The following is a 23,593-nucleotide window of genomic DNA, read 5'->3' as shown; positions in this document are numbered from 1 at the left end:
CTAGTAGACCTTGATTCAGATTCTGGGGAAGCAGCTTTCACTAAGCGGCCACTCTAATATATAGTATACAGTAGGATGAGGTCAGCGAACGGCTGTTTTATTGAGAGCCACTTTCTTTTTAGAGGCTGAGAGAGTTCCAACTTTGCCCCTGCTTACCATTTCACCAGTGCGCCCAAGCTGAAGTTTCCTTTTGGATCCTCATTTCGGGGCTTCTTTCTAATTCCTACTTTAAACTTTGAAATTTGGTTGTATAAATGTAATAAATACACTTATATTTATTGCAAATTTTACGAATAAAAATCTTCCATTTTTAAAATCTTACACCGAATCCCCACCAAAACAGCCCTAAAGTATGAAGAACGCAATCCTGAGTTTCCTTCTCCTGCTGAGCACCCTTGGCTCTTACGGACAAAACACGGCCACTCTCACGGTGCCGGCCAAACCAGACAGAACAATTAGCCGCCACATTTATGGGCATTTTGCAGAACACTTGGGCCGGTGTATTTATGGAGGCTTCTATGTAGGAGAGAATAACACTAAAATCCCGCATACTGCCGGAGTGCGGAACGATGTGGTAGATGCCCTTAAAAAACTGAAGATCCCTAACCTGCGCTGGCCGGGCGGCTGCTTTGCTGATACATACCACTGGAAAGACGGCATCGGGCCCAAAGACCAACGTCCTACTATTGTGAATACCTGGTGGGGTGGCGTTACTGAGAACAACAGCTTCGGGACACATGACTTCCTGAACATGTGCGAATTGTTGGGCACCGAGCCTTACCTGGCAGGAAACATGGGCAGCGGTGCCGTTCAGGAACTGGCCGACTGGGTACAATACGTGAACTTTGCAGGCGTGAGCCCTATGTCTGCCCTGCGCAAGCAGAACGGCCGTGAAAAGCCTTGGAAAGTGAAGTACTGGGGAATCGGGAATGAGGCCTGGGGCTGCGGCGGCAACATGACCGCCGAGTACTACGCGAACGAATACCGTAAGTACGCCACCTTCGTCTCTGACTGGGGCAACTCAGGCGGGCTTTTCAGAATCGCCTCAGGCGCTAACTCTGCAGACTATAACTGGACCGAGGCCATCATGCGGATCATTCCTAAAAACCTGATTGAAGGCGTGGCCCTGCACCATTACTCTGTGATCAACTGGGACAAGAAAGGCCCTTCGGTGAAGTTCAACGACCAGCAATACTTCTCTACCATGAAGAGTGCCTTGTTTATGGAAGAGCTTATCCAGAAACACTCGGCCATCATGGACAAGTATGATCCTGAGAAAAAGATTGCCTTAGTAGTGGATGAATGGGGAGGTTGGTATGAAGTGGAACCCGGCACCAACCCAGGTTTCCTGTACCAGCAGAACACCATGCGTGACGCTATGATTGCCGGCTCTACCCTCAACATTTTCAACAACCACTCTGACCGCGTGCGCATGGCCAACCTGGCCCAGGCCATCAACGTACTGCAAGCTGTGATTTTAACAGATGAAGAGAAAATGATCTTGACCCCTACCTACCACGTGATGGAGATGTACAACGTGCACCAGGATGCCACTTATCTACCCCTTACCGTGAAGAGCGCTGATTACACCTTAGGAAACGAGAAACTGACCGCGGTAAACGGCTCGGCTTCCCGTGACAAAAATGGTGTAACGCACGTGTCTTTGGTAAACATTGACCCTAAGAACAAGCAGGAAGTATCTATCAACATTGAAGGAGCTAACTTCAAGTCAGTAGGCGGCCGCATCCTTGCCTCAAAGTCACTGCAAGACCATAACACCTTTGAAAAACCGAACCTCATCACCCCGGCTGCTTTCAAAGGCGCGAAACTGAAAGGCAACAACCTGAAGGTAGAGCTTCCTCCGTTCTCGGTGGTGGTGCTTGAGATGAAATAAATTCCTCTTCTTTTCAAGAGCCAGAATCGCTGATCAGGAGCAAACCGCGGGCTATTCTGGCTTTGGGAAACTTTCCCAAGCTTTTTGGCTGCAAAGTCCTGCGCTCTGCTTTAGGGCTATTTTCCTGGAAACGAGCCTAAATAAGTAATTCCGTTTCTGAATTTTCACTCCATTTTACTAAGATGAAAAACTTCCCGCGTCTGGTTTCTTCTTTCGGTAGAGCCATGGCCTTTCTTGCAGCCTTTCTATTAGGTGGCATTTATTCAGCAACGGCCGCCTCTCCTTCCTTATCCCCTGCCGACACGGTGGTGAAAGCAAAAGGCAACCCTGTCATCACGCACAAATACACTGCCGATCCGGCCGCCCTAGTGCACAAAGACAAGGTGTACCTGTACGCGGGCTTTGACGAGGCACCCGCTCGCCGCGAAGGATATGTGATGAATGACTGGCTGGTTTTCTCTTCCCCGGATATGGTTACCTGGACCGAGCACCCTGTTCCTTTACAGGCCAAGGACTTTGCTTGGGCCAAAGGTGAAGCTTGGGCCTCGCATGTGGTGGAGCGAGACGGTAAATTCTATTGGTTTTCCACGGTGGAGCACGCCACCATTCCGGGCAAAGCCATTGGGGTAGCTGTTTCTGACAGCCCCATCGGGCCGTTCAAAGACGCGCGGGGCTCTGCCCTTATCACCAATGACATGACCAAAGACATTTCTATTGGCTGGGATGACATTGACCCCGCAATTTTCATAGATGACAACGGGCAGGCGTACATCTTCTGGGGCAACACCACCCTGCATTATGCCCGCCTGAAGAAAAACATGACCGAACTGGACGGCCCCATCAACACCATCAAGCTCCCTAACTTCACTGAGGCCCCATGGGTGCACAAGCGCAATGGCTGGTACTATCTTTCTTATGCATATCAGTTCCCAGAGAAAACGGCTTATGCCATGAGCAAAAGCATTGAGGGACCTTGGCAGTACAAAGGCATCCTGAACGAACTGGCGGGCAACTCCAACACCAACCACCAGGCCATCATTGATTTCAAGGGCAAGACCTATTTCATCTACCACAATGGCGCTATACAGCCAGATGGTGGAAGTTTCCGGCGCTCGGTTTGCATTGACTATCTGAATTACAACAAAGATGGCTCTATGAAACGGGTGGTCATGACCTCAGAAGGCGTAAACCCAGCTAAATAATAGCGCATAACAAGCCCCTTCAGCAAACCCCTTTTTGGAGGTCAATTTCCCAAAAGGCACCAAAAAAGAAGCTCCCCGCAGACGTAACTTGCGGGGAGCTTCTTTTTTGGTGTTGACGAAACAGATTCCTTGACAAAGCAGCTACTTCCTGCCCTCTGCCCCTACCAGTTTGGCCAAGGTCTCCGTGTACTTACCGTGGGTAGTACCCAGCCATTCATCCCAGAACCGGAAGTACAATCCGTAATTTCCTTTAAAGTACTTATGGTGCATGTTATGGTTGGTGGAGGTATTCAGCCACTTGCCTACGGGGCTATCTACAAGCCATTTGGGATAAATTTCATATCCTAAGTGCCCGTAGACATTGTACACCGTCATAAAGAACAGAAACACCACAATGGCTAGCGGGTGAATGGGAATGAGCAAGGCGACCACAAAGATAATCCCGCCTTCTACCACGGCCTCAAGCGGACTGAATGAGAAGGAGGCCCAAGGAGAGGGGTTCACCGATTTATGGTGTGTCAGGTGAAAGAGCTTGAACAGGCGCGGGTGATGCATCAATCTATGCGTCCAGTAAAAGTAGGTGTCATGGATAAGCAAGGCCAGCAGCACGCTCACGGCAAAATACCCCCAACCGTAGTCTGAGATTTCGATGTAGACTTGCGTGTGCGGCAAGACCGCCTCTGAGGAAAGGACCACTCCATATAACGCAAAGATGAGAAAGGTCAGGAAAGAATGCCCTACTTCGCGGGCATAATCCTTCCGCTTAGGGAATAGCGCCTGTATTTTCCGGGTGGCAAACCTTTGAGGCAGGAAAATATAAAATATCACAAAGGCAAGTCCCGCAATAAACAGGTATCGGGCTGCCAATACGCCATAAAAAAGCCAAAATTGCGCGTTCATTTCAGGTTAAAAACAGGTTGGTTTAAGAATATGCCAGTATAAAAGCCCTTCTTTAGCGGAACAATTTAAGGCTAATGATAAGTTTATTAGGCAAGCAGACTATTTTAGTTTTATCTTTCTATATCTAACACTTTGTCCTGCTTAAAAAGCTGTTTTATACCATTAAACTAAGTTTTGCGTTCATTTCGATGCTGTTTAACTGATACTTAGACTTAAATTTACGCAAAGCGGCTGCAAAATTCCACCATTCCCAAATAGCACAACTTTGCCTTTCATCCACCACTAGCAAGAGAATTTTTGAATTATTCCTGCTTCCATCAATTAATTTTATCTCTTATTAAATTCCCTTAGATATACCGGCATGCCTCTTCAACGCACACTGTTTGGTGTTTTTCTTACGGCCTTTCTTAGCCTCGTATTCTTTACGGTGTTGGCTTACTTTAATCTGCAGGAAAACGATGCCATAGATCGCCGCGAGAAAGTCTCCCTGCGGGTTCTTAAATCCATAGAAAGCCTTTACAGCCATTTGCAGGACATAGAAGAGGGAAGCACGTCTTACATGGTCACCCGGCAAAAGGCGTCGCTTTTACAGTATAGATCAGCCTTAACAAGCTACCCACGGCACCTTCAGAATTTGCAGCAAGCCGGAGTCACCGACAGCACGGAAAAGAGCCACATTAAGAACTTGGCGACTTTGACCGAGACTTTTGCTCGCTCGGCGGCACAGGCCGTCTCTGAGGCAAATTCCTCTACTGTTCGCAACTCCAACACCCTGGCTAGGGAAGATCTGAAAAACCAATTAAGCTCCATCAGGCGACTGGTGCACAAGATAGAGGAAAAGGAAAGGGCCCTACTTCATTTTGCCGACGAAGAATCAGCGGTGAAGACAGAGAGGCTGTTTGCCACTTTTGCTGCTTTCTCGGCCTTTATGTTCCTGTTTTTCATTTCTACCTATTGGTTTATCAACAAGCACCTATCGGCCAGAAGCAAAGCCTCTAAAATACTCAAAGAGAAAGAACAGATTTTCTCGGGCCTTTTCTACAAAAGCCCCATCATGCTCTCGCTGGTAGAAGTATCTTCCAGAGTTATCATAGATGCCAATGAGAACGCACTTTCTTTCTTCGGCCATACCCGGGAGGACATTATCGGCAAGCCGGCCGAAAACCATGCGGTTTTTGTGGACCCTACCTTCCGGGAAAAGATGTACGCGCAACTGAGCCGCGACCAGAAAATAAAGGGCCTTGAAACGCAGGTAAGGGCCAAAGGCGGGCGCATCAGAAACGTGGTCTACCACATTGAGAAAGCGTTTCTTAATAATAGAGAATGCCTAGTCATGGCTTTTGAGGACATCACCGACCGGAAATTGGCGGAACTGAAACTGAAGGACAGCGAAGCCCTTTTCTCTCAGATCTTCTTTAAAAGCCCGATCATGAAATCTATTTCAGAAGCGCAGACGGGCGTTTTCCTGGAGGCAAATGAAAACTACACCCAATATTTCGGCTATACCAAAGAGGAGCTTATTGGCAAGACCAGCACCGAGCTTAACCTATGGAAGCAGCCCGAAGACCGGGCTTCCCTTCTGCAGGAACTGCGCACCAATGGGGCCTTTAAGTCACTGGAAATGGAGGCCAGAACCAAGACCGGGGAAATCCGCCAAATCTCGGTGCACGCAGACCTGGTAACCTTGGATGGTCAGGAGCGGCTCATGACCGCTTTTGTGGATATCACCGAGAAGAAGAAAGCAGAGGCCCTCTTGCAGAGCCTCAACGTGTCACTTGAGAAAAATGTGGCTGAACGGATCAAGGAGATCGCCGATTACAAGGACGCGTTAGACCAGTCAGCTATTGTGTCCATTATGGATCAAAACGGGGTCTTCACGCACGTGAATGAAAACTTCTGCGCCATCTCTGAATACAGCCGGGAAGAGTTGCTGGGTAAGGATTTCAACATCACTAGCTCCGGCTACCATCCCGAGGACTTCTTTAAAAACATTCAGGAAACAGTTTCCAAGGGAAACATCTGGAAGGGCGAAATCAAAAGCAAGAGCAAGAGTGGCACCTTTTACTGGACAGAAGCCACCGTTGTCCCCATCAAAGACCATGCAGGCATTCCGTACCAGTACCTCGCCATCCGGTGGGATATAACCGCTAAAAAAGACGCGGAGGCCGCCTTGCAGCAGGCCTTCGGTGAGCTGGAGAAAAGCGAGGGCCGGTTGAAACTGGCGCAGACTTTGTCGCACATGGGCAGCTGGGAATACACCATTGATACTGGGGAAACGGTCTGGTCTGACGAGGTGTACAGAATTCTAGGCACCACACCTGCTTCTCTTGAACCAAAATTCACGTCCTTTCTGACTTTTGTTCACCCAGAGGAAATGGAGCAGATAGCCGCAACCGTAAGAGAAGCCATTCACTCTGGGGTAGCCTCTTACCAGTACCATTGCCGGATAGTGCGCCAGAACGGCGAAGTGCGGTATCTCTTCAATGAGTTTGAACGGGAACTTGCCCTTGCGGGGCAACCGAATAAGATCTTGGGCATTATCCAGGATGTCACCAAAGAGCGAATTGCTCAGCTGGAGAAAGAGCGCATTGCCTCTGATTTACTTCAACGGAACAAAGACCTGGAGCAGTTTGCCTACATAGTCTCGCATAACCTCAGGGCTCCGGTTGCCAATATCATCGGCCTCTCAGACCTTGTCAGCGGTTTGTCGCCAGACAATCCGCTCTTCTGCAAATCCATTGAGGGTATTCAGACTTCAGTGGGCAAGTTGGATGCTGTTATCAATGACTTGAACCATGTGCTACAGGTGCGCCAGGAAGTAAACGAGAAAAAAGAACAGGTAGACCTTACCCAACTGGTAGACGACATCAAGGTCATGTCCTCTGGCTTACTGGCAAAGGAAAAGGTCTCTATCCGCACCGACTTCTCAGATGTAAAGGAGATCTACACCATCAAAAGCTATTTACACAGCATTTTCTCCAATCTTATCTCTAACAGCATTAAGTACCGGCAAGCCCACCAGCTGCCCACCATAGAAATCCTGGCCAGCAAGAAAGATGGGAAGAACATCATCACGTTCAAAGACAACGGGCTGGGCATTGATTTGCAAACGCACCAGCATAAAATCTTTGGGCTTTACAAACGCTTCCATTTTCATACAGACGGCAAGGGCATGGGCTTGTTTATGGTAAAAACTCAGGTAGAAGCCCTGGGCGGCAAGATTCATGTCCATAGTAAGGTAAACCAAGGCACTGAGTTCTGCATAGAGTTTGAGGAAGCCCAAGTTTAGAATTACCGCAGGAAGGAGGTTATCACTGCTTACCGGAAGGCTGTTTTACGTGTGATTCTCAGAAACCTGCCTTAAAACCTCTTCCTCTGACTTGCACAGGTTCTGGCTACTACCTATCTTAATCTTATTAAAGCGGATTCCGGGCTGCAAGCCACACCTAATTGCTCATTCACCAGAGGGTTAGCACCTTCTTACACACCAATACATTCGGGCAATAGGGCCTTCCTTTTGTTAAGTTGTCACATTGCTTTCTTCAAGGCAGTAAGGCTCTACTTTTCCCTTCCGTTACTGAAAATTTAGCGGAAGCACTCTCAATAGCAGTTCTGACGTGACCTTAAATCCATCGCCTACCAGATGAAAACATTCCTGTATCTTGACTTCTTCTTTTCCTTCCTTGTGGGGCTCGCCAGCTGCAAAACAGAAGATGCCGTTCCGGTAGACCCTGCTCAGAATATCACTCCTGTGAAGGTACCCGTTGTTCCCATGATTGATGAAGTATCTGGTATTGCGGATAGCAGAACTTTGCCGGGTCATCTTTGGGCTCATGAAGACAGCGGAAATCCGGCCCAGTTGTATTTAGTGAAACATGACGGAAGCGTTTTAAAGGAGGTTTTCATAAAAGGGGTCAAAAACAGGGATTGGGAAGACATGCTCCTGCTTGACAAAAGGATTTATCTTGCGGAGATTGGGGATAATAATTTCTCAGCAAAGGAATACGCAATTTACCACTTCCAGGAACCCGGTCTTTCCACCGACACCGTTAAGAACGTTAGTGTCATTCGCTTCCACTATCCTGATGGGTCCCACGATGCCGAAGCGTTTCTTGTTGACCCTAAAACAAAAAACATCCTTATTTTCACCAAAACAGATAGTCTCTCCAGAATATACAAATTAACCCCTCCCTTTTCTTCCGGTACTCTCCATGTGGCAAAACTGGCAGGAACTATACCTCACCCTTTTGTGGTTAGCGCCGCTTTATCCCCAAATGGAAAGGAAGTGATCATAAAAACCTATGGCGCTTTGTACAGGTACCGTCAAAAATCAACCGAATCGGTGGAAAACTACCTACTTCAGGATTTCACTACGCTTTCTTACACTATCGAACCCCAGGGAGAGGCCGTCACCTACGCCGCGGCTGATTCTGGATACTTTACCTTAAGTGAAAAGGGACTTGCTTCCTCTGTGAGCCTCTATTTCTATAAAACCAAGTAGGCCTTTTTCTATTTCTTAAAGCAAGATCTTCTATAAGCCTTACCTAGTTTCCTTGATCAGAAAGACCTAACCGTCACAAATAAAGTACAATTCCGAACCTACAACCCATTAACACTTATCTAATATTAGCACTTTTCTAACCAAATCATTTCTCCAATCAACCACTCCACCCTAAAATCCTCACTTTCTTACCCTTCCAAATAAAAAAATACAAAGGCTTCTACTACTTAGAAAGGAAACTTTTACATAATAACCTAACCTCTGTTTTGAAACATTTATAATTTTTTATTGTATTTTATAATTATCGCATATAATTTCACATATACAAAGTCCAATAACGGCCCATATTTCACTTATTGTCTATCGCTATGGATACTTGTTCTAGTTACTTGGTTCATGATGAAGGTGAAACAGCAAGCACCCTGAAAAATCATTCCACGCTAGCAAAATCCAACCCTTATCCCATACTATTTAGCTTGTTGGCAAACAAAACTTAACGAGTAGGAACACAAGGCACAGGCAGCATCTGTAGAGCCTGCTTGCACCAAAGGAATTCACTCGTTATTTATAAAGCCCCACCCTCTTCTTTATAGATCTTTCACAGAAACCTTATGCGCTAAACCCATCCCCCTACCCAGAAATGTTTCAGTATGTTCTCTCTAAGATTCACCGTAGTCCTTTTGGCCATTCTTTTGGTTCCTTATTTCCTGAGGAGCAAGTATGGAATCGTCTTGGAACCATACCCGGCAGTGATGCTTCCCTCTGGTTCGGGCAAAGTAAGTGTCTACCCAGACAAAACGGAGGTTAAGTACACCACCCTATATGCCCAAAAAGCAAATGGTGCTTGGGCCGAGGTAGACCCCATGCGTTTGCTCTACCCTATTCCTATCCAATACCTAAGCCCTATCTTATCCAGAGAGTTTGGCCTTAAAGAAACTTCCAATTCCCTTTACCTAGGAGCTTTATCACCCTTGGCGACACACACAGATCTGTTTAAACTCAGAACTTCTACCCCACAAGACAAGGAAGAGGTAAAGGCGTGGCTACGGGCAAAGCTCAAAGACCAAAACTTTGCTGCGCTTCAACTCAAGGTTGTTGAAACCAACCAAACCATCTCCATCCCAAGTGGCAGGAAATTAAATTACAAGATTACCTATGAAAACACTTTACACTTGGACCAATAGCCTCAACACATTCTTCTGGACGAGGGTCTGCCGATCTACAACTCCTGATAACGCAAAGTCCTTAAGTGCTTTACGCATTGTAGTGGGCCTTTTTCTGTTAGCCATTTATGTTCCCAGTTTTAGCTGGATAGCAAAAGCCCCTCAAGCCCTATTCACTCCTCCCCTCCTAAGCCTAGCCAATCTTTTCCATGGGTTTCCGGGCGAAACCTTTTTCTTCTTGCTTGATTGCCTTGTGCTGCTAAGCCTGGTTTGCCTCATCATCGGCGTAAAGGCAAGAACCTCTACCTTGGTTTTCCTGTCTTCCTGCCTTATTGGCCTTAATTTTAATTACTCCTTCGGGAAAATAGACCACTCCATCATGATCTATGCCTTGCTGTTCTGCATGGCTTTTTCTGGTTGGGGGAAACATTTGGCGGTTTTGCCAGATAAAAAATCAAGGCTTGACTCTCCCTCCAAAAGCCTCTCGTTGCTCAGCATCCTGCTTTGCTTTTCTATGTTCTCGGCTGGTTTTGAAAAGGCGCTTAATTGGGTGGATTTTGACCCAGCTTATAACGGGTTTCTGGGATGGTTCAAAGATGGTTACTACACCATGAATAGGAACTACCTGTTGGCCCCTTACGTCAACTATTTCCCTCCTATTCTACTGGAGCTTTTTGACTACACAGCCGTACTGTTTGAGTTGTCTCCGCTCTTCTTTCTTTTACACTCCCGAAAAGGTTGGCGCTTGTGGCTTCTGATTGCGTGTTTTTTCCATCTAACCAACACGTTTCTGCTGAATATCCCCTTTATCGCGAATAGCATGGTGTATCTTGCTTTTGTAGATTTCACCTGGCTTTATAACAAAATCAACCATTCGATGCAGCAGCTTTATGCCAGGTACCTAGCATTTGGCACCATTGTACTCTTGCTCTTCTTAAGAGGCAAAGCAGCTTTCGAGGTAAATGCCTCCACTACACTCCTTTCTCCCAGCGACAAAATAGAGCTGAAACTTTATTTAGGTATTTTCCTTTGGATTGTCGCCATGACAGTGATTGCAAAAGAACTGCTTCGCAGCACCGCCCCTTCTGAAAACCAGTCTAAAGAGGTGGCCGATCCTATTTTAGAGGCACAATACTAAAACGACCGTAAAAGCTTACTTGTGGGTAAAGGAGTGCAAATAAAGACCTAAATGTTTTTCAACCTTTATTCTGAAAACAAGAGAAGAAGCAGATCTCTTACCTCTTTGAAAGTTTTAGGCGGAAGATATGGTGTGATATACCCGTTACACCTTCTTAGGTTCGATACTTAGTAAGAACAGAAGACTCTATTAGTCCAAAAGATTGGTGGGGCTTTTTGTTTTTACAAATTTACTTACTAGCTGACTGAAATCACTTTTTATTTCCAAGAGTGTACGGGGTACCCCAAATTCCCCCAATTACAGTTGAAAGTGGCCCAAGTTTAGAGATTGGACTCCCACCCTCAGAATAACAACCCATAAAAAGAGATTTAGCGTTGCCCCAATCCCTTACAAAGTAGTCTCCCTTCTTGTTGTAGTGCGCCATGCAAGAGAGAAAGTTGTTGCCTAGAAAGCTGTCGTCATTGAATCCATAGCGCCCATTGTCTCTGGCATCACAGCCGATAAAGGTGATAGCGTTAGCGTCCGTCCTACCCGCCAGAAAGCCATCATGCCCATTCTCCAGCGCATGGCAGTATTCGATAGAAGAACCTGAAGCATCGCCTCCCTCTTCCATGTTGGCCCAAATCAACAGACCATTCTGGGAGAATCCTTTCATAGTGACATCCCTTAGCTTGATGCGAGCATTTGACTGAATCCCGTTGCCCCTGGCCCCATCCCCACCTCCTCCAACAAGACAGATGCGTTCAATGATTGTCTCTTGAATGGAAGCCCCCCCTCGGTCAATATGTATACCGGTGGTATTAGCAGGAAATTTCAGCTTGGTACTGTTGCCCCAAATCGTCCCCGATTCCCCGAACAGCCTAACAGGCCTTTGCTTTAATGTAATAGTTTTTTCAAACGCGTATTCCCCAGCAGGAAAATAAATGTTTTGGGTTGACCCTTGAGGAAGTTTGTTCAGGTAAGCCTGCAGAAGGGCTACATTGTTCTTCTTGTTAGTTGGCGTTACTCCCAGGTCTTGGACGTTGATAGCAAATTCATTGATTGGGAAATAACTAACCGTTTTACCCTGGGTTACTAAAGGGGCAGCCTCTGCCTTTCTATATATAGAAACAACCTTGCCCCTCCCCGCATAAATAGAAATTGGTTGGAGGGCAATCAAAGAAATGAGAATAAGAAGGGATAAAGATCTTCTAATCATGTTATCCTAGGAAGAAAATATAAAAGCAAATCAGCCACCAGCAAAAGCATCCTAATGTGGTGCCATAGACAATTCTTGTGCCAAAGAGTAAACGGGAAAGTAAGATTAGGAACCGATCACCATTTCGGTAGCCAACCCAAATTGGTCTTGGCTTAATAGCAAAACCCTACCCTCGTTTAAATGCAAGGGAAGCAATACGTGCCACTTCAAGAGGTTCTTTACCTTAAGCTGCTCACGCTAGGAACGGTGGCAAAACGAGATTTCAATTTAAGGAAAGGCTTTTCAAAGTAATTATAAGAGAGGTAGGCTAAAGCTATTGTAACAGAAACAACCCCGGCGAACACAAGGGCATATTTAGCCGTTTGTCCCAGGGCCATGCCATTGATTAATCTTTGAAAAAGGAATATCACCAAAGGGTGAATCACATAGATCCCGTACGATATTTTGCCAAAAAAGTCACTTATTCGGTTCTCCAAAGGCACAATCCGGTTCCTACCGGTAATCTGCCCCATGATAATGAGGGTAGTGACGGCAGAGATAATTTCAGTATCTATGATCGAAGCGAAATGGAACCTATTCAGGATCACCAGCAGAATAATCCCCCATGCTCCTGCCTGCACAGCCAAATGAGTAGAAAGTTTTAAGAATAGTTGGTTATTCTGGTAATAGAGAATAGCCCCGGCTGCCCCTATCAGCATACAGTGGAAACGGGTAACATGGAAGAACAGCGAAATAACCTCACCACCTGGGAGGAAGTGAAACAGGATCTTAAGGCCGAGCCACAAACCCGCCAGAAGAAGAACCTTGGTCAGAAAGTACCTCCTGGTGTATTTGACCAGCCATGGCCAGAACAGGTAAAACTGCTCCTCTACCGCTACAGACCAGTAATGTCCAACAAACGGCAGAACGCCCCCTAAGACAAAGGGTACGTTGGCGGCAAATAGCACATAAAGCGGCACTGACTGCTGAGTAAAATCAACGTTAAAAATAAAGTAAGCTGCCAAACTTGCAAGGAAGTACCCATAATATAGGGGCCATATTCTTAAGATACGCCTGTAATAGAAATGGGGAATATGAACCTCTGCTTTCCTTTTCTCAGCCAAAAGCAGATAGGTAATGAGAAAACCGCTAAGGGCAAAGAACATGCTTACCCCAAAACCGGCCAACATCCACCCCTCAGTTGAACCGGCTGCATTCTTGAAAAGTTGGGGCAGGTTGAATCCTGGCAAAGCTAAATCTATATGCGAGACAACGACACCAACTGCCGCGATGGCGCGTATCCCATTCAAACCTTGGAAATAATGGGCAGAAGCTACTTTAGTATTCAAAACTTATGGCACCTTTGCAGGTGTAACTAAAATTAAATTTTAATTACAAACTAATAGCTAACAGAATCTACTAGCCTCTAAAGAATTCTCTTTAAAAGAAGACATTTCTGAGACTTTTTGTCACTAGTTTGTTACTCACAATAGAAATAGCCTGCAAATACTTGATTTACAGGCTATAAAAAATTTGTGATATGTACCAGGAGCGGGAATCGAACCCGCACGACCTAATGGTCACAAGATTTTAAGTCTTGCGTGTCTACCAGTTCCACCATCCCGGCAACCTCGTTTCTTTACAGAAACAAAATAGGCAGATAAAGAAAAGACGTTACCGGAGTAACGTCTTTTATCTTTGAGCGAAAGACGGGGTTCGAACCCGCGACCTCGACCTTGGCAAGGTCGCGCTCTACCAACTGAGCTACTTTCGCGTTTTCTAATTCGCTGTTTGAATTAGTGATACAAAGGTAAGCACAAAAATCACGAAGTCAAGCCCTGGCCCAAAAAAAATCTTCACAAATAGGCAATCCTTCTGAGAATCAGGGAGAAAAATTTTACTCTAAATAGTGCCCTACATTAGTTTGAAGGCTGTTTTCCGGAAAACACCCATAAAAGGAGCTGACATTATCCAGGAAACAGCGGCTTGGCTCACAGAATTTGTATGGAACCCTTAATATTCTCCCGAGCCATCCTTACCTATGGGAGCCGCCTTCGGCCTCCACTTTTGCTACACCGTTGAGTTGATTTGCTTTTGATTTGATTTAAATCAGCATAATTGGCTTCTCGTTACATCTGTCAACCAGTGCTACCCAGCTAAAGCAGAGAAAATTGAGCCAAGTTAATGAAAGCATAAAAGCCGTTTTGGGACTTGTTTAGACTAAAAAGCTCCAAAACGGCTTTTGCAAATCCTTACTCAGGAATAAGAACTCAAAACTCCTTTAAACCTTCTCCCTCTTGCCATCTACCAGCATCTTCAGCTCATTCAACTTTAAGAGTGCTTCCACCGGGGTAATAGTGTTAATGTCTAGCTTCTCAAACACTTCTTTAATGCGCACCAACTGCGGATCATTCAACTCAAACATGCTAAGCTGATAGGGTTGCTTAGGCAGACTTTTCAAAGTTTCTTGTGGATCCTGATGCGGGTGCGCGATCTTCTCCTGCTCCAAGTGGTGCATGATTTCGTTGGCTCTAATCACCACACTATTGGGCATACCCGCCATTTGAGCCACTTGTATCCCGAAGCTGTGGGCGCTGCCGCCTTCTACCAGCTTACGCATGAACAGAATCTTGCCGTTGCTCTCCTTCACGCTCACGTTGTAATTGCGCACCCTCGGAAAGTCCTCCGCCAATTGGTTCAACTCATGGTAGTGGGTCGCGAACAAAGTCTTGGCTCGGCCTTTAGGAGCGTTGTGCAGGTGCTCCACTATGGCCCAGGCAATGGAAATACCGTCATAGGTACTGGTTCCCCGCCCGATCTCGTCCATCAACACCAAGCTGCGATCAGAGAGGTTGTTCAGGATACTGGCGGTCTCCGTCATCTCCACCATGAACGTGCTCTCGCCTCTACTTAGGTTGTCTGAGGCTCCCACGCGGGTAAAGATCTTATCAATGACCCCTAACTGGGCTGCTTCGGCGGGCACAAAACACCCGATTTGCGCCATGAGCACAATTAAAGCCGTTTGCCGGAGCAAAGCGCTTTTACCTGCCATGTTTGGCCCTGTGATAATGATCACCTGCTGGTCTTCATTGTCTAAGCGGATGTCATTGGGAACGTACCGCTCCCCTAAGGGAAGCTGCTTCTCAATCACCGGGTGACGTCCCTGCGCGATGTTCAGGGCGGTGCTGTCATTGACCTCAGGCTTCACGTAGTTATTCTGGGTGGCCAGTTGCGCAAAGTTGGAAAGACAGTCCAGCATGCCCAAGGCTTTGGCATTCTGCTGAATTTGAGGCACGAACTCGGCGGCACTCAGCACCAACTCGTTGAAGATGCGCTGCTCAATCACGTACAAGCGGTCCTCAGCGTGCAGGATCTTTTCCTCGTAGGTTTTAAGCTCCTCGGTGATGTAGCGCTCGGCGTTCACTAAGGTCTGCTTCCGCATCCAGGTGCTGGGAACTTTGTCTTTGTGCGCGTGGGTCACCTCTAAGTAATACCCAAAAACCTTGTTGAAAGCGATCTTTAACGACGAGATGCCGGTATTTTGGATCTCGCGCTGCTGAATCTGCAACAGGTAGTCTTTGCCCGAGAAGGCGATAGCGCGCAGTTCATCCAGCTCCTGGTCAATGCCGGTCTGCACCATGTTGCCTTGGTTGGTGAGCATAGGGGCATCAGGCTTAAGGGTGCTTTGGATCTCATCCCGGATAGATTCACAAGGCAGCAGTTGGTCTGACAGTTTCTGCAGGGCAGGCACGCCACTTACCGCCAGCAGTTCTTTGATAGGCAGGGTAGCCTCCAAGGCGCGGGCCAACTGCAGCAATTCCCGGGGATTTACCCGGCGCACTGCCACTTTGGAGATCAGACGCTCCAGGTCATTGATCTGTTTCAGATAATGATGAATGTCCTGCAGCAGGTCGGGGCGGGCCTGAAGGGCTTCCACGGTATCCAACCTTCGACGGATTTGGGCCGCATCTTTCAGGGGCAACACCAGCCATTTGCGCAGCAGGCGTCCGCCCATGGGCGTGATGGTGTGGTCCAGTACGTCAATCAAAGGCACACCCTCGGGGTGCTGCGGGTATATCAATTCCAGGTTGCGCACCGTGAACCGATCCAGCCACACGTACTTGTCCTCTTCCAGTCGGCCCAAGGCCGTGATATGGCGCAGGTCATGGTGCTGCGTTTCGGCAAGGTAATGCAGGATGGCACCGGCTGCCGTGATACCCTCAGTCAAAGCCTCCACCCCAAAACCCTTCAAGGAAGTGGTATTGAACTGCTTGGTAAGGGCCTCCACTGCAAAGTCGTAGCTGTACACCCACTCATCCAAGGCATAGTGACAGATATCTGAACCAAAGGTCTGGAAAAACGTCTCCTTTTTACCTTTGCAGAACAAGACTTCGGCCGGGCTGAAGTTTTGCAGCAGCTTGGCCATGTAACCGCCATCGCCCTGAGCCAGCAAGAACTCACCGGTAGAGGCATCTAGCAGGGCTATACCCATTTGGGTTTTGCCGAAATGCAAGGAGGCCAGGTAATTGTTTCGCTTCTGCTCCAGCACTTGGTCGTTGAACGACACACCGGGGGTCACCAACTCGGTTACGCCTCGCTTCACAATACCTTTTACGGTCTTGGGGTCCTCCAATTGGTCGCAGATGGCCACGCGCTCGCCGGCGCGCACCAGTTTGGGCAGGTAGGTGTCCAAGGAATGGTGCGGGAAACCCGCCAAGGCGGTCTCAGAGGCGGAACCGTTGCCGCGCTTGGTAAGCATGATCCCCAGGATCTTACTGGCCTTGATGGCATCCTCGCCAAAGGTTTCGTAAAAGTCCCCTACCCTGAACAGCAACAGCGCCCCCGGGTGTTTCGCCTTGATGGCGTTATATTGTTTCATCAGCGGCGTTGCGCTGAATTCTGCGGTAGTCTTAGCCAAAACGTACGTTGCTAATAGTTATGTGCCGATGTGCCTTCTCCGAAACCTTACGCCCAAGCATGCTTTAGACCCAGTTTCCGGAAAAGAGCCTTCAAACAGCATCTTTCCTCTCTTGCTTCCCTCTTCTTCCTTTGTTTTTAGCCCAGAATAATCAAACCAGGCGCAAAACGCCTCCTTTGCGGCAATGTGTTACCTTTGCAAGATACGCCGGCCAGTGGCCGATCACCTTTTCAACTATGCGAAAACTAAGCATGGAAGAACTTCAGCGCGATTCGGTGGAGGACTTCAAAAATAAGCAAAAAAATCCGTTGGTGTTGGTTCTGGACAACGTGCGCAGCCTGCATAATGTAGGTTCGGCTTTCCGGACCGCCGATGCCTTCGCCGTGGAGAAGATTTACCTATGCGGCATCACAGGCACGCCCCCCAACAAAGAAATTCATAAAACAGCCCTGGGAGCGACCGAATCGGTGGAGTGGGTGCACGTTGCCTCTACCCTGGAGGCCGTAGAGGGGTTGAAAAGGAATGGTTACCAAGTGTGGGCCGTAGAGCAGGCCGAAGGAAGCACTTCCCTGGCAGACTTCAGACCGGCCATGGATGCCAAATATGCTTTTGTTTTCGGGAATGAAGTGTTTGGAGTGGAGGAAGAAGTGATCAAAGCAGCCGATGGGGTACTGGAGATTCCGCAGTTTGGCACCAAGCACTCCCTGAACATCTCGGTCACGGTTGGCGTGGTGGTGTGGGACGTCCTAAGCAAAACACTGGCTGGCACCGTCTGATCTTGAAGCTTGTTTTCTGGGCTACAAAACACAAAAAGGGAGGCCAGCTTGAAAAAGCTGGCCTCCCTTTTTGTGTTTTGGCAAAGCAGTTTAGTTTTTGTTTGCCTTTGCTATTTCCTGCACCATAGACAAGAAGTTTCCTTCTGGCTTAGACTTAAATTCGGTGTAAGCTTCTACCTGACGGCTGTTCAACACTTTGAACAACTCGCCTTCAAAGTTGGCTTCAATTTCTTTTAAGCGCAGGTCACGTGTCTCAGCATCGCTGCTGTACATTTTAGCAACTTCGGCGGCTTTCTTCAAACGATCTTGGTTTAAAGTTTTCACCAGTAGGTACTCGCTCTCGTTTAAGCCCATGGATTGCACCATCAGGCGAGTCACCGAGTTACAGGTTTTTTCTACCGTTGGGTTTGATGGACCGTTTTGAGCAAAAGCATTCATTACTAATGCAAATACAAAACAGAAAGTAAAGGCTACATTTTTCATAATTGTTAGAGTTTGTCTTGAGTTGTTTATTTAAAATTTATGGTTTTGGCGCCCCGAGCAGGAGCGCAAGGGTTTCAGTCTCAAACCCAGTTCTTTTCTTGCACAAACCTTTAGGTCAGCGCTTTGCTACCTGCCGCTGCAACCGATTCGTTGCCACTGACAAGGCGTAGGCAGCCTCTAGATGCTCTGGATAATGTTGTAGAAAAAGCGTCAAATCTTGGGTGGCTTCTTCTAGCTTATTCAGCTCTAATTTCACGATTCCGCGGTTGCACAACGCCCTTGAATGGGTTGGGTCAGTTGCCACTACCTCGTCTAAATCCCGGATTGCCCCAAACAAGTCATCCAGGTAGTATTTGGCTACCGCCCTACCATATAGGGCCTCGGCCGAGGTCTTGCTCATAAGAGCGGTGTCGAAATCCTGTAGTGCCTCTCTGTAGGCGCCAATCTCCAGAAAGGCATGCCCCCGGCTAGCGCGAGCGCCAACTTTATCTGCCGGTCCAAGAGCTAAAGCGATGGAATAGTCTTTAATTGCACCATACGCATCTTGCACTTCCATTCTGGCAGCCGCCCTTTCAAGGTATGCCTGAGCATTGCCGGGTTCCTGCCGAATAAGCAGCGTTAGTTCCTTTATTTTATCTTTAGATCCTGAGCCTGGAGAAATATAGAACCCTGAAGCAGAGGCTTGTAGAGAAGCCACTACTAGTACTAGCATACTTACAACAACCCTCAACCGACTCATCTTTCCCTTTGAGCTTTTAAAATCAACCATTACTACCAACTTGAACATTCCTTAGGACAAACGCACCTATTTAGGAAAGGAAAACTGCAATTGTTTAAAAGAATGTCACAAATATATAGTACTTGTACGTATTGATGCAACTTTTAATATGAAAAAACATATTAAAAAGTTAACTTTTCTCTAAAAACCTTATTTAAATGATTTAAAGGCTGTTTTGACGAGCAAATAAATTTTGGAAAATTATTAAACTAACGGTTAAATAGACTTGAGAAAGGCTAAAGCATCCTTGTTTAAATTACATAGGCTAGCAGCTGCTATGACAAACCCTTTAAGTTTTATGCTTTTCTTATTAAATCCTAGGCGAATTTATTTACATACTGCTTAACCAGACTCTTATATATTATCAATAATAAATTTAAATCAATTAATATTCAATAACTTACAAACCAATCTACTAGAAATACATTAAAGGTTATTAACTGAGAATAAACTTTCAAAGGCGACAGAAAAGCTTAGAAACAAAGAAGGCTCCACTTAAATCAGCTGAACCCCTGCCTTCAAATGAAAAATATTGAATATTACTTCACCACTATCGCTTGGGTGTGGTGAATTTTGTTGAGATCAATTAGTTTACTCAGAGCAACTACCCCTGCGCGGCGAGGCTTTTCCTCTAGGGTAATTCTCCGGCAGTTTTGACCGACCTTCTTTTTTTTTGCAAGCACAACGGTTCACCAGGCAAGCCCCATTCATCATGCACAGGGAATCCTGCCCACAACCATACAGTCCTTCAGTTAAGCGGAGTTTTCATTCGCTAAGTTGCAGGTGTGGACTTCCTTGTATCAATAATAAACTGCTCTGCTAGAGCCAAAAAAGCAAAAGCCCTTTCTTATCATAGAAAGGGCTTCGGCTTTTGAGACATTTTTGTGGCAGGCTATACGTAGCGAACTTGTTCCTGAAAGGCAGTTTTCCAGAAAGTGGCCTTGCTTTTTTCTGTGGCCTGCACCTTGGTAATTAACGGGAGCACCTCAGGATCGCCGGTGGCGTAGGTAAAGGTTAAATCAAAAGCATAGTGCATCTCAATTCTGTTCTGGTTTTGATCACAAATGGGGAAGATGCTCTCCAACGTAAAGGCTTCCCTAGTCTCAGGCAACAGATTATATTTGGAAAGCACAGACTCAATGATGGCGGCGCACTTAGCAGGCCTAGGCGTCTTCACGATGCTTTGCCCCAAGATGAACTTGCCATAAAGAAAGTGCAGACAATGGGTCACTTTGGCCGAACCAATGTAAGAAAAGTAGAAAACAACCTCATGCCCTACTACATCAAGATCTTTGTTTATATGATACTCAGGCTTACCCAACAAGCGCTTTGCATCCTTTAAAGACGCCCCAAACGCCAAGCCCCTGAAAGTCACGCCTCGGTTGGTATTAAGTTGCACTTGCTTGGGAACAGACAAGGCGTTACGCAACCCCGCCACCGTGCGCACATAATTTACTCTATCAAAATAATCCTTTTTGGACAACCCTCCCACATCTAATCTGTTCTTAGATTTTCTCAATACTAATGTTTTCCAGACAGAATTAAACATCTCCAATAACTTTTAACAATATAGCTTTATATGAACCAAATAAGAGTTTATCATTGAATAAGTTCAATTTTGAACCTTAGCTACTTTATTTCACTTATTCTTAAGCTATTTAAGATGGTTTTTTCAAGCCTCAAAACACTTCTTTAAACTATCCAACAAGTTCCTTTTTAATACTAAAACTTTGTTTGCTGTTTTAAGTAGCCTTCAATATTAAAAAGGATATATCCAATTCAGCTTTTCTCAAGATTCTGGGCTCTCCTGAACCTACTTTTCAGGATCAAACCAGCCTTTTCGGCTTCTCATATTGTCTACCCTGTTTAGGGCCCTTAAACAAAAAAACAGCCTTAAAACGCAGGTGTTTTAAGGCTGTTTTCACAAGGTGTTGATTGGCAAAGCGCTTATCCCGCCCGGCGTTTCTCATCCTCGGCACCACCAGTGCGGCGGCGGGCTGGGGCCACCTGGGTACCGCCAAATCTATAGGTAAAACTAAGGGTGGCTACCCGGGTATCGCGGCGTTGGTAGAACTTCTCATAATATCCGGTCAAAGCGGTAGTGGCTCTTATTTTGTTTGAGTAGAAGACATCGGTGACGTTCAGCTTCACGTTGGCCTTTTTGTCTAAGAACTGTTTCTGCACGCCCAGGGTCAGGAACCGCACGGGTTGGATGTCCAGGAAAGCGTAGATCTCACGGCTCCGGTACACCCCAATCAACTCCGCTGACCAGTTCTTGGGCAGCTGGAAAGAGTTGGTGGAGTTGATAGAGAAAGTAGGTCGGCCGTTTCTGAGTGCAGTGTTGGCCAGGTTGCCCTGATAGAGCCCATAGTACGCCTCAATGTTGTTGGTACTGGTGAACCAGCGCGCCACGGAAACCGGCACCGAGAAACTGGCCCCGTAGTAGTGGAACTTAGCCAGGTTACGGTCCTGCTGGATCACCACTGGGATCTGGTTTGGATTTGGGTCTGGTACCGGACGAGGCTCAGGAGACAGCACCGAGATGATATTGTCGGTGGTGCGGCTGTAGCTGAGCTTGGTCACGTACTTCTCTTTCAAGGTGTGGGTGAATTCAAACGCGTACGTGGTTTGCGGCAACAGAAACGGGTTACCCGCCGATTTGGTGCTAGGGTCAATGAAGTACACAAAGGGATTCAACTGGTTATAGGTAGGCCGGTCAATGCGGCGGCTTACGGAGAGTCCCAGGTCATGCGTTTTGTTCAGCGTGTACCCTAAGAAAGCGCTGGGGAAAAGCTGGGTGTAGTTTCGGTCAAACGACCGCTCTCCTTCTACCTGGGCGTACTCCGCTACTTGCTCACCTTTGGCAATGGTGTTCTCTACCCGCAACCCTACCTGCAGGCTAGTCTTAGACCATTTTTTGTTCATGTTCAAGTATGCCGCATTGATGTTCTCGCGGTAGATGAAGTGGTTGCTCCGGTTTGTATCCAGAGTATTTCGATTTCTGGTACGGTCATAGAAGCGTAGGTCATTGTCGGCATCTACCAGGCTGCTTTTGAGCCCGGCTTCCAAGTTCGCGCCCATTGATTTCAGGGGTTGGGAATAATCTACCTTCACCGATTTGATGGTGAGTTTCCCGTCCAGATCGCCGTACAGGAGGGAGTCTGGCATGGGCTTCTCGGTGTCAAAATACCGGGTGGTGAAATCCTGTACATCATCGGACTGGAAGGCGGCGTAGTCTACATCGGCACTGATTTCTTTTCCGGTGGAATCTATGGTATGCTTCAGGTTGAAGTTAAGGGCCTGTGAGTTCCGGTTGGTTCCACTGAGGGCGTTGGTGGTGGTGTATTTGTCATATTGCCGGTTGCGGTCAAAGAACTGGGAGGTATTGGCGGTGGCTCGGTTTACATCCACGAAAACCCCGTTGGCTACCACACCCACAATAGTCTTGGGGGTCACATTCCAGTCAAACCCCACACGCCCGTTGTGCGAGTTGATCTGGTGCGAGAACTGGTTTTTCTGATCATTGATCCCCTGCAGACTACGGGCTTCGTTCAGGGAGAAGAACTCCCGGTAGATATCCAGCTTGCTGAAATCTTTGCGGTGCACGTAGTTGTAAGAGCCAAACACGTTTACTTTCCCGGTGCGGTGGTTCAACTGCAGGCCTTGGTTAGACTTGAAACGCTGCCCCTGCCCGAAGGACGAGGTGATGCTGCCGTTGGTGCCCACCCGGTCATCTTTCTTCAGTTTGATGTCAATGATTCCGGCGTTTCCGGCCGCATCGTATTTCGCCGAGGGGTTGGTGATGAGGTCAATCTTGGCCACCTCGTTGGCGTTGAGGCCCCGTAGCATGGTGGCCAGTTCCGTGCCTGACATAGGCACCCGTTTGCCATTGATCATCACCATCACCCCAGAGCGGCCCCGCATGCTGATGTTATCGTTCTGGTCTACCCGCACGCCGGGTGCTTTCTCCAGCACCTCCAGCACGTTACTCCCCGCAGAAGAAATGCTGTTCTCCACGTTGAGCACCGTTTTGTCAAAGTGCTGCTCCACAAAAGGCTTCTGCGCCTCAATCTTCACCTCTTTCAGGGCCACTGCCCGCTCAGCCAGGGAAATTACCCCCAGATCAGTGTTCTTCTGCAGGTGAATAGCCCCTGAGGTATACAGGGCGTAGTCATAGTGCAGCACCATGAGCTTGTATTTACCCACCGGAATGCCGCTGAACAGGAAAGCCCCGTCCTGACCGCTCACCTCTACCTTTACCAGCACCTGGCTGGAGTCTTTCACTAATTGCAGGTTAGCGGCCAGCAAAGGTTCTCCCTTAGCGCCTTTCACCACACCTTTCAAGTCAAAGGAAGTATTTTCCTGCGCCCAGACCGTGGGCGCGAGGCAGAGAAGCCAAAGAGTTAAGAACAGGGATAGTCTTTTTGTGTACATAGTTTTTAGTAGCGTTTTTTTCAGATGCGATTCAGAGCTTTACAGCGGAGGCTCTTTCATAAGAGCAGCCTTCCCACCATCATCTTAATCAAGGGCAGTGCCAACAATCAAAAACCTCCATTGCTAGCCGTCAAGGCCATTTTACCCCTAATCTGATGTTCGCTTCCGAACAATATTTTATTCGAAAATGGACACTTTTGCCCAACATCGGACACCCAAGAAGTGGAGT

Annotated in this window: 15 protein-coding genes and 2 tRNA genes; 7 read left to right on the top strand and 10 right to left on the bottom strand. The window is 47.3% G+C overall.

What is annotated here, in order from left to right; translation table 11 throughout:
• Positions 1 to 352: 352 nt before the first annotated feature.
• A complete protein-coding gene (locus tag ACW9SV_RS14310; RefSeq protein WP_479557457.1) occupies positions 353 to 1,894 on the top strand; it encodes an alpha-N-arabinofuranosidase in 1,542 nt (513 codons plus the stop codon).
• Positions 1,895 to 2,118: 224 nt separating this feature from the next.
• Positions 2,119 to 3,096, top strand: coding sequence for a glycoside hydrolase family 43 protein (locus ACW9SV_RS14305; RefSeq protein WP_479557455.1), 978 nt, complete (start codon positions 2,119 to 2,121; stop codon positions 3,094 to 3,096).
• Positions 3,097 to 3,237: 141 nt separating this feature from the next.
• On the opposite strand, the gene ACW9SV_RS14300 is transcribed toward ACW9SV_RS14305, so the two are convergent.
• Positions 3,238 to 3,996, bottom strand: coding sequence for a sterol desaturase family protein (locus tag ACW9SV_RS14300; protein ID WP_479557454.1), 759 nt, complete (start codon positions 3,994 to 3,996; stop codon positions 3,238 to 3,240).
• Positions 3,997 to 4,357: 361 nt separating this feature from the next.
• Between ACW9SV_RS14300 and ACW9SV_RS14295 the strand changes: the two genes are divergently transcribed.
• The 4 genes from ACW9SV_RS14295 (at position 4,358) to ACW9SV_RS14280 (ending at position 10,798) form a co-directional block, all read left to right on the top strand.
• Entirely contained in the window at positions 4,358 to 7,285 is a 2,928-nt protein-coding gene (locus ACW9SV_RS14295; protein WP_479557453.1) for a PAS domain S-box protein, read from the top strand.
• Between the two features lie 354 nt (positions 7,286 to 7,639).
• Positions 7,640 to 8,497 (top strand): hypothetical protein, encoded by an 858-nt coding sequence (locus ACW9SV_RS14290; protein ID WP_479557452.1) that lies wholly within the window; start codon positions 7,640 to 7,642, stop codon positions 8,495 to 8,497.
• Between the two features lie 650 nt (positions 8,498 to 9,147).
• On the top strand, positions 9,148 to 9,681 hold the full coding sequence (locus ACW9SV_RS14285) for a hypothetical protein (RefSeq protein ID WP_479557451.1): 534 nt from the start codon (positions 9,148 to 9,150) through the stop codon (positions 9,679 to 9,681).
• 217 nt (positions 9,682 to 9,898) lie between these two features.
• Positions 9,899 to 10,798: a hypothetical protein gene (locus tag ACW9SV_RS14280; RefSeq protein WP_479557450.1), complete on the top strand. Its 900-nt coding sequence runs from the start codon at positions 9,899 to 9,901 to the stop codon at positions 10,796 to 10,798.
• 250 nt (positions 10,799 to 11,048) lie between these two features.
• On the opposite strand, the gene ACW9SV_RS14275 is transcribed toward ACW9SV_RS14280, so the two are convergent.
• From ACW9SV_RS14275 to mutS, 5 genes are all read right to left on the bottom strand, one after another.
• On the bottom strand, positions 11,049 to 11,996 hold the full coding sequence (locus tag ACW9SV_RS14275; protein ID WP_479557449.1) for a glycosyl hydrolase family 28-related protein: 948 nt from the start codon (positions 11,994 to 11,996) through the stop codon (positions 11,049 to 11,051).
• A gap of 218 nt (positions 11,997 to 12,214) precedes the next feature.
• Positions 12,215 to 13,324: an acyltransferase family protein gene (locus ACW9SV_RS14270; RefSeq protein ID WP_479557448.1), complete on the bottom strand. Its 1,110-nt coding sequence runs from the start codon at positions 13,322 to 13,324 to the stop codon at positions 12,215 to 12,217.
• Positions 13,325 to 13,518: 194 nt separating this feature from the next.
• Positions 13,519 to 13,602: transfer RNA gene (locus tag ACW9SV_RS14265), tRNA-Leu, on the bottom strand.
• 74 nt (positions 13,603 to 13,676) lie between these two features.
• Positions 13,677 to 13,749 (bottom strand) — tRNA-Gly (locus ACW9SV_RS14260).
• Positions 13,750 to 14,256: 507 nt separating this feature from the next.
• Positions 14,257 to 16,854, bottom strand: coding sequence for a DNA mismatch repair protein MutS (mutS, locus tag ACW9SV_RS14255; RefSeq protein WP_479557447.1), 2,598 nt, complete (start codon positions 16,852 to 16,854; stop codon positions 14,257 to 14,259).
• Positions 16,855 to 17,129: 275 nt separating this feature from the next.
• On the opposite strand from mutS, the gene ACW9SV_RS14250 reads away from it, so the two are divergent.
• Entirely contained in the window at positions 17,130 to 17,669 is a 540-nt protein-coding gene (locus tag ACW9SV_RS14250) for an RNA methyltransferase (protein ID WP_479557446.1), read from the top strand.
• Between the two features lie 90 nt (positions 17,670 to 17,759).
• On the opposite strand, the gene ACW9SV_RS14245 is transcribed toward ACW9SV_RS14250, so the two are convergent.
• From ACW9SV_RS14245 to ACW9SV_RS14230, 4 genes are all read right to left on the bottom strand, one after another.
• Positions 17,760 to 18,152, bottom strand: coding sequence for a hypothetical protein (locus ACW9SV_RS14245; RefSeq protein WP_479557445.1), 393 nt, complete (start codon positions 18,150 to 18,152; stop codon positions 17,760 to 17,762).
• Between the two features lie 115 nt (positions 18,153 to 18,267).
• Entirely contained in the window at positions 18,268 to 18,864 is a 597-nt protein-coding gene (locus ACW9SV_RS14240) for a tetratricopeptide repeat protein (RefSeq protein ID WP_479557444.1), read from the bottom strand.
• 958 nt (positions 18,865 to 19,822) lie between these two features.
• Positions 19,823 to 20,449, bottom strand: coding sequence for a hypothetical protein (locus tag ACW9SV_RS14235; RefSeq protein ID WP_479557443.1), 627 nt, complete (start codon positions 20,447 to 20,449; stop codon positions 19,823 to 19,825).
• A gap of 428 nt (positions 20,450 to 20,877) precedes the next feature.
• Positions 20,878 to 23,364, bottom strand: coding sequence for a TonB-dependent receptor domain-containing protein (locus ACW9SV_RS14230; RefSeq protein WP_479557442.1), 2,487 nt, complete (start codon positions 23,362 to 23,364; stop codon positions 20,878 to 20,880).
• Positions 23,365 to 23,593 lie beyond the last annotated feature (229 nt).

Source organism: Rufibacter sp. JT20002 (assembly GCF_056491185.1).
This window is presented reverse-complemented; position numbering and strand designations above follow the sequence as displayed.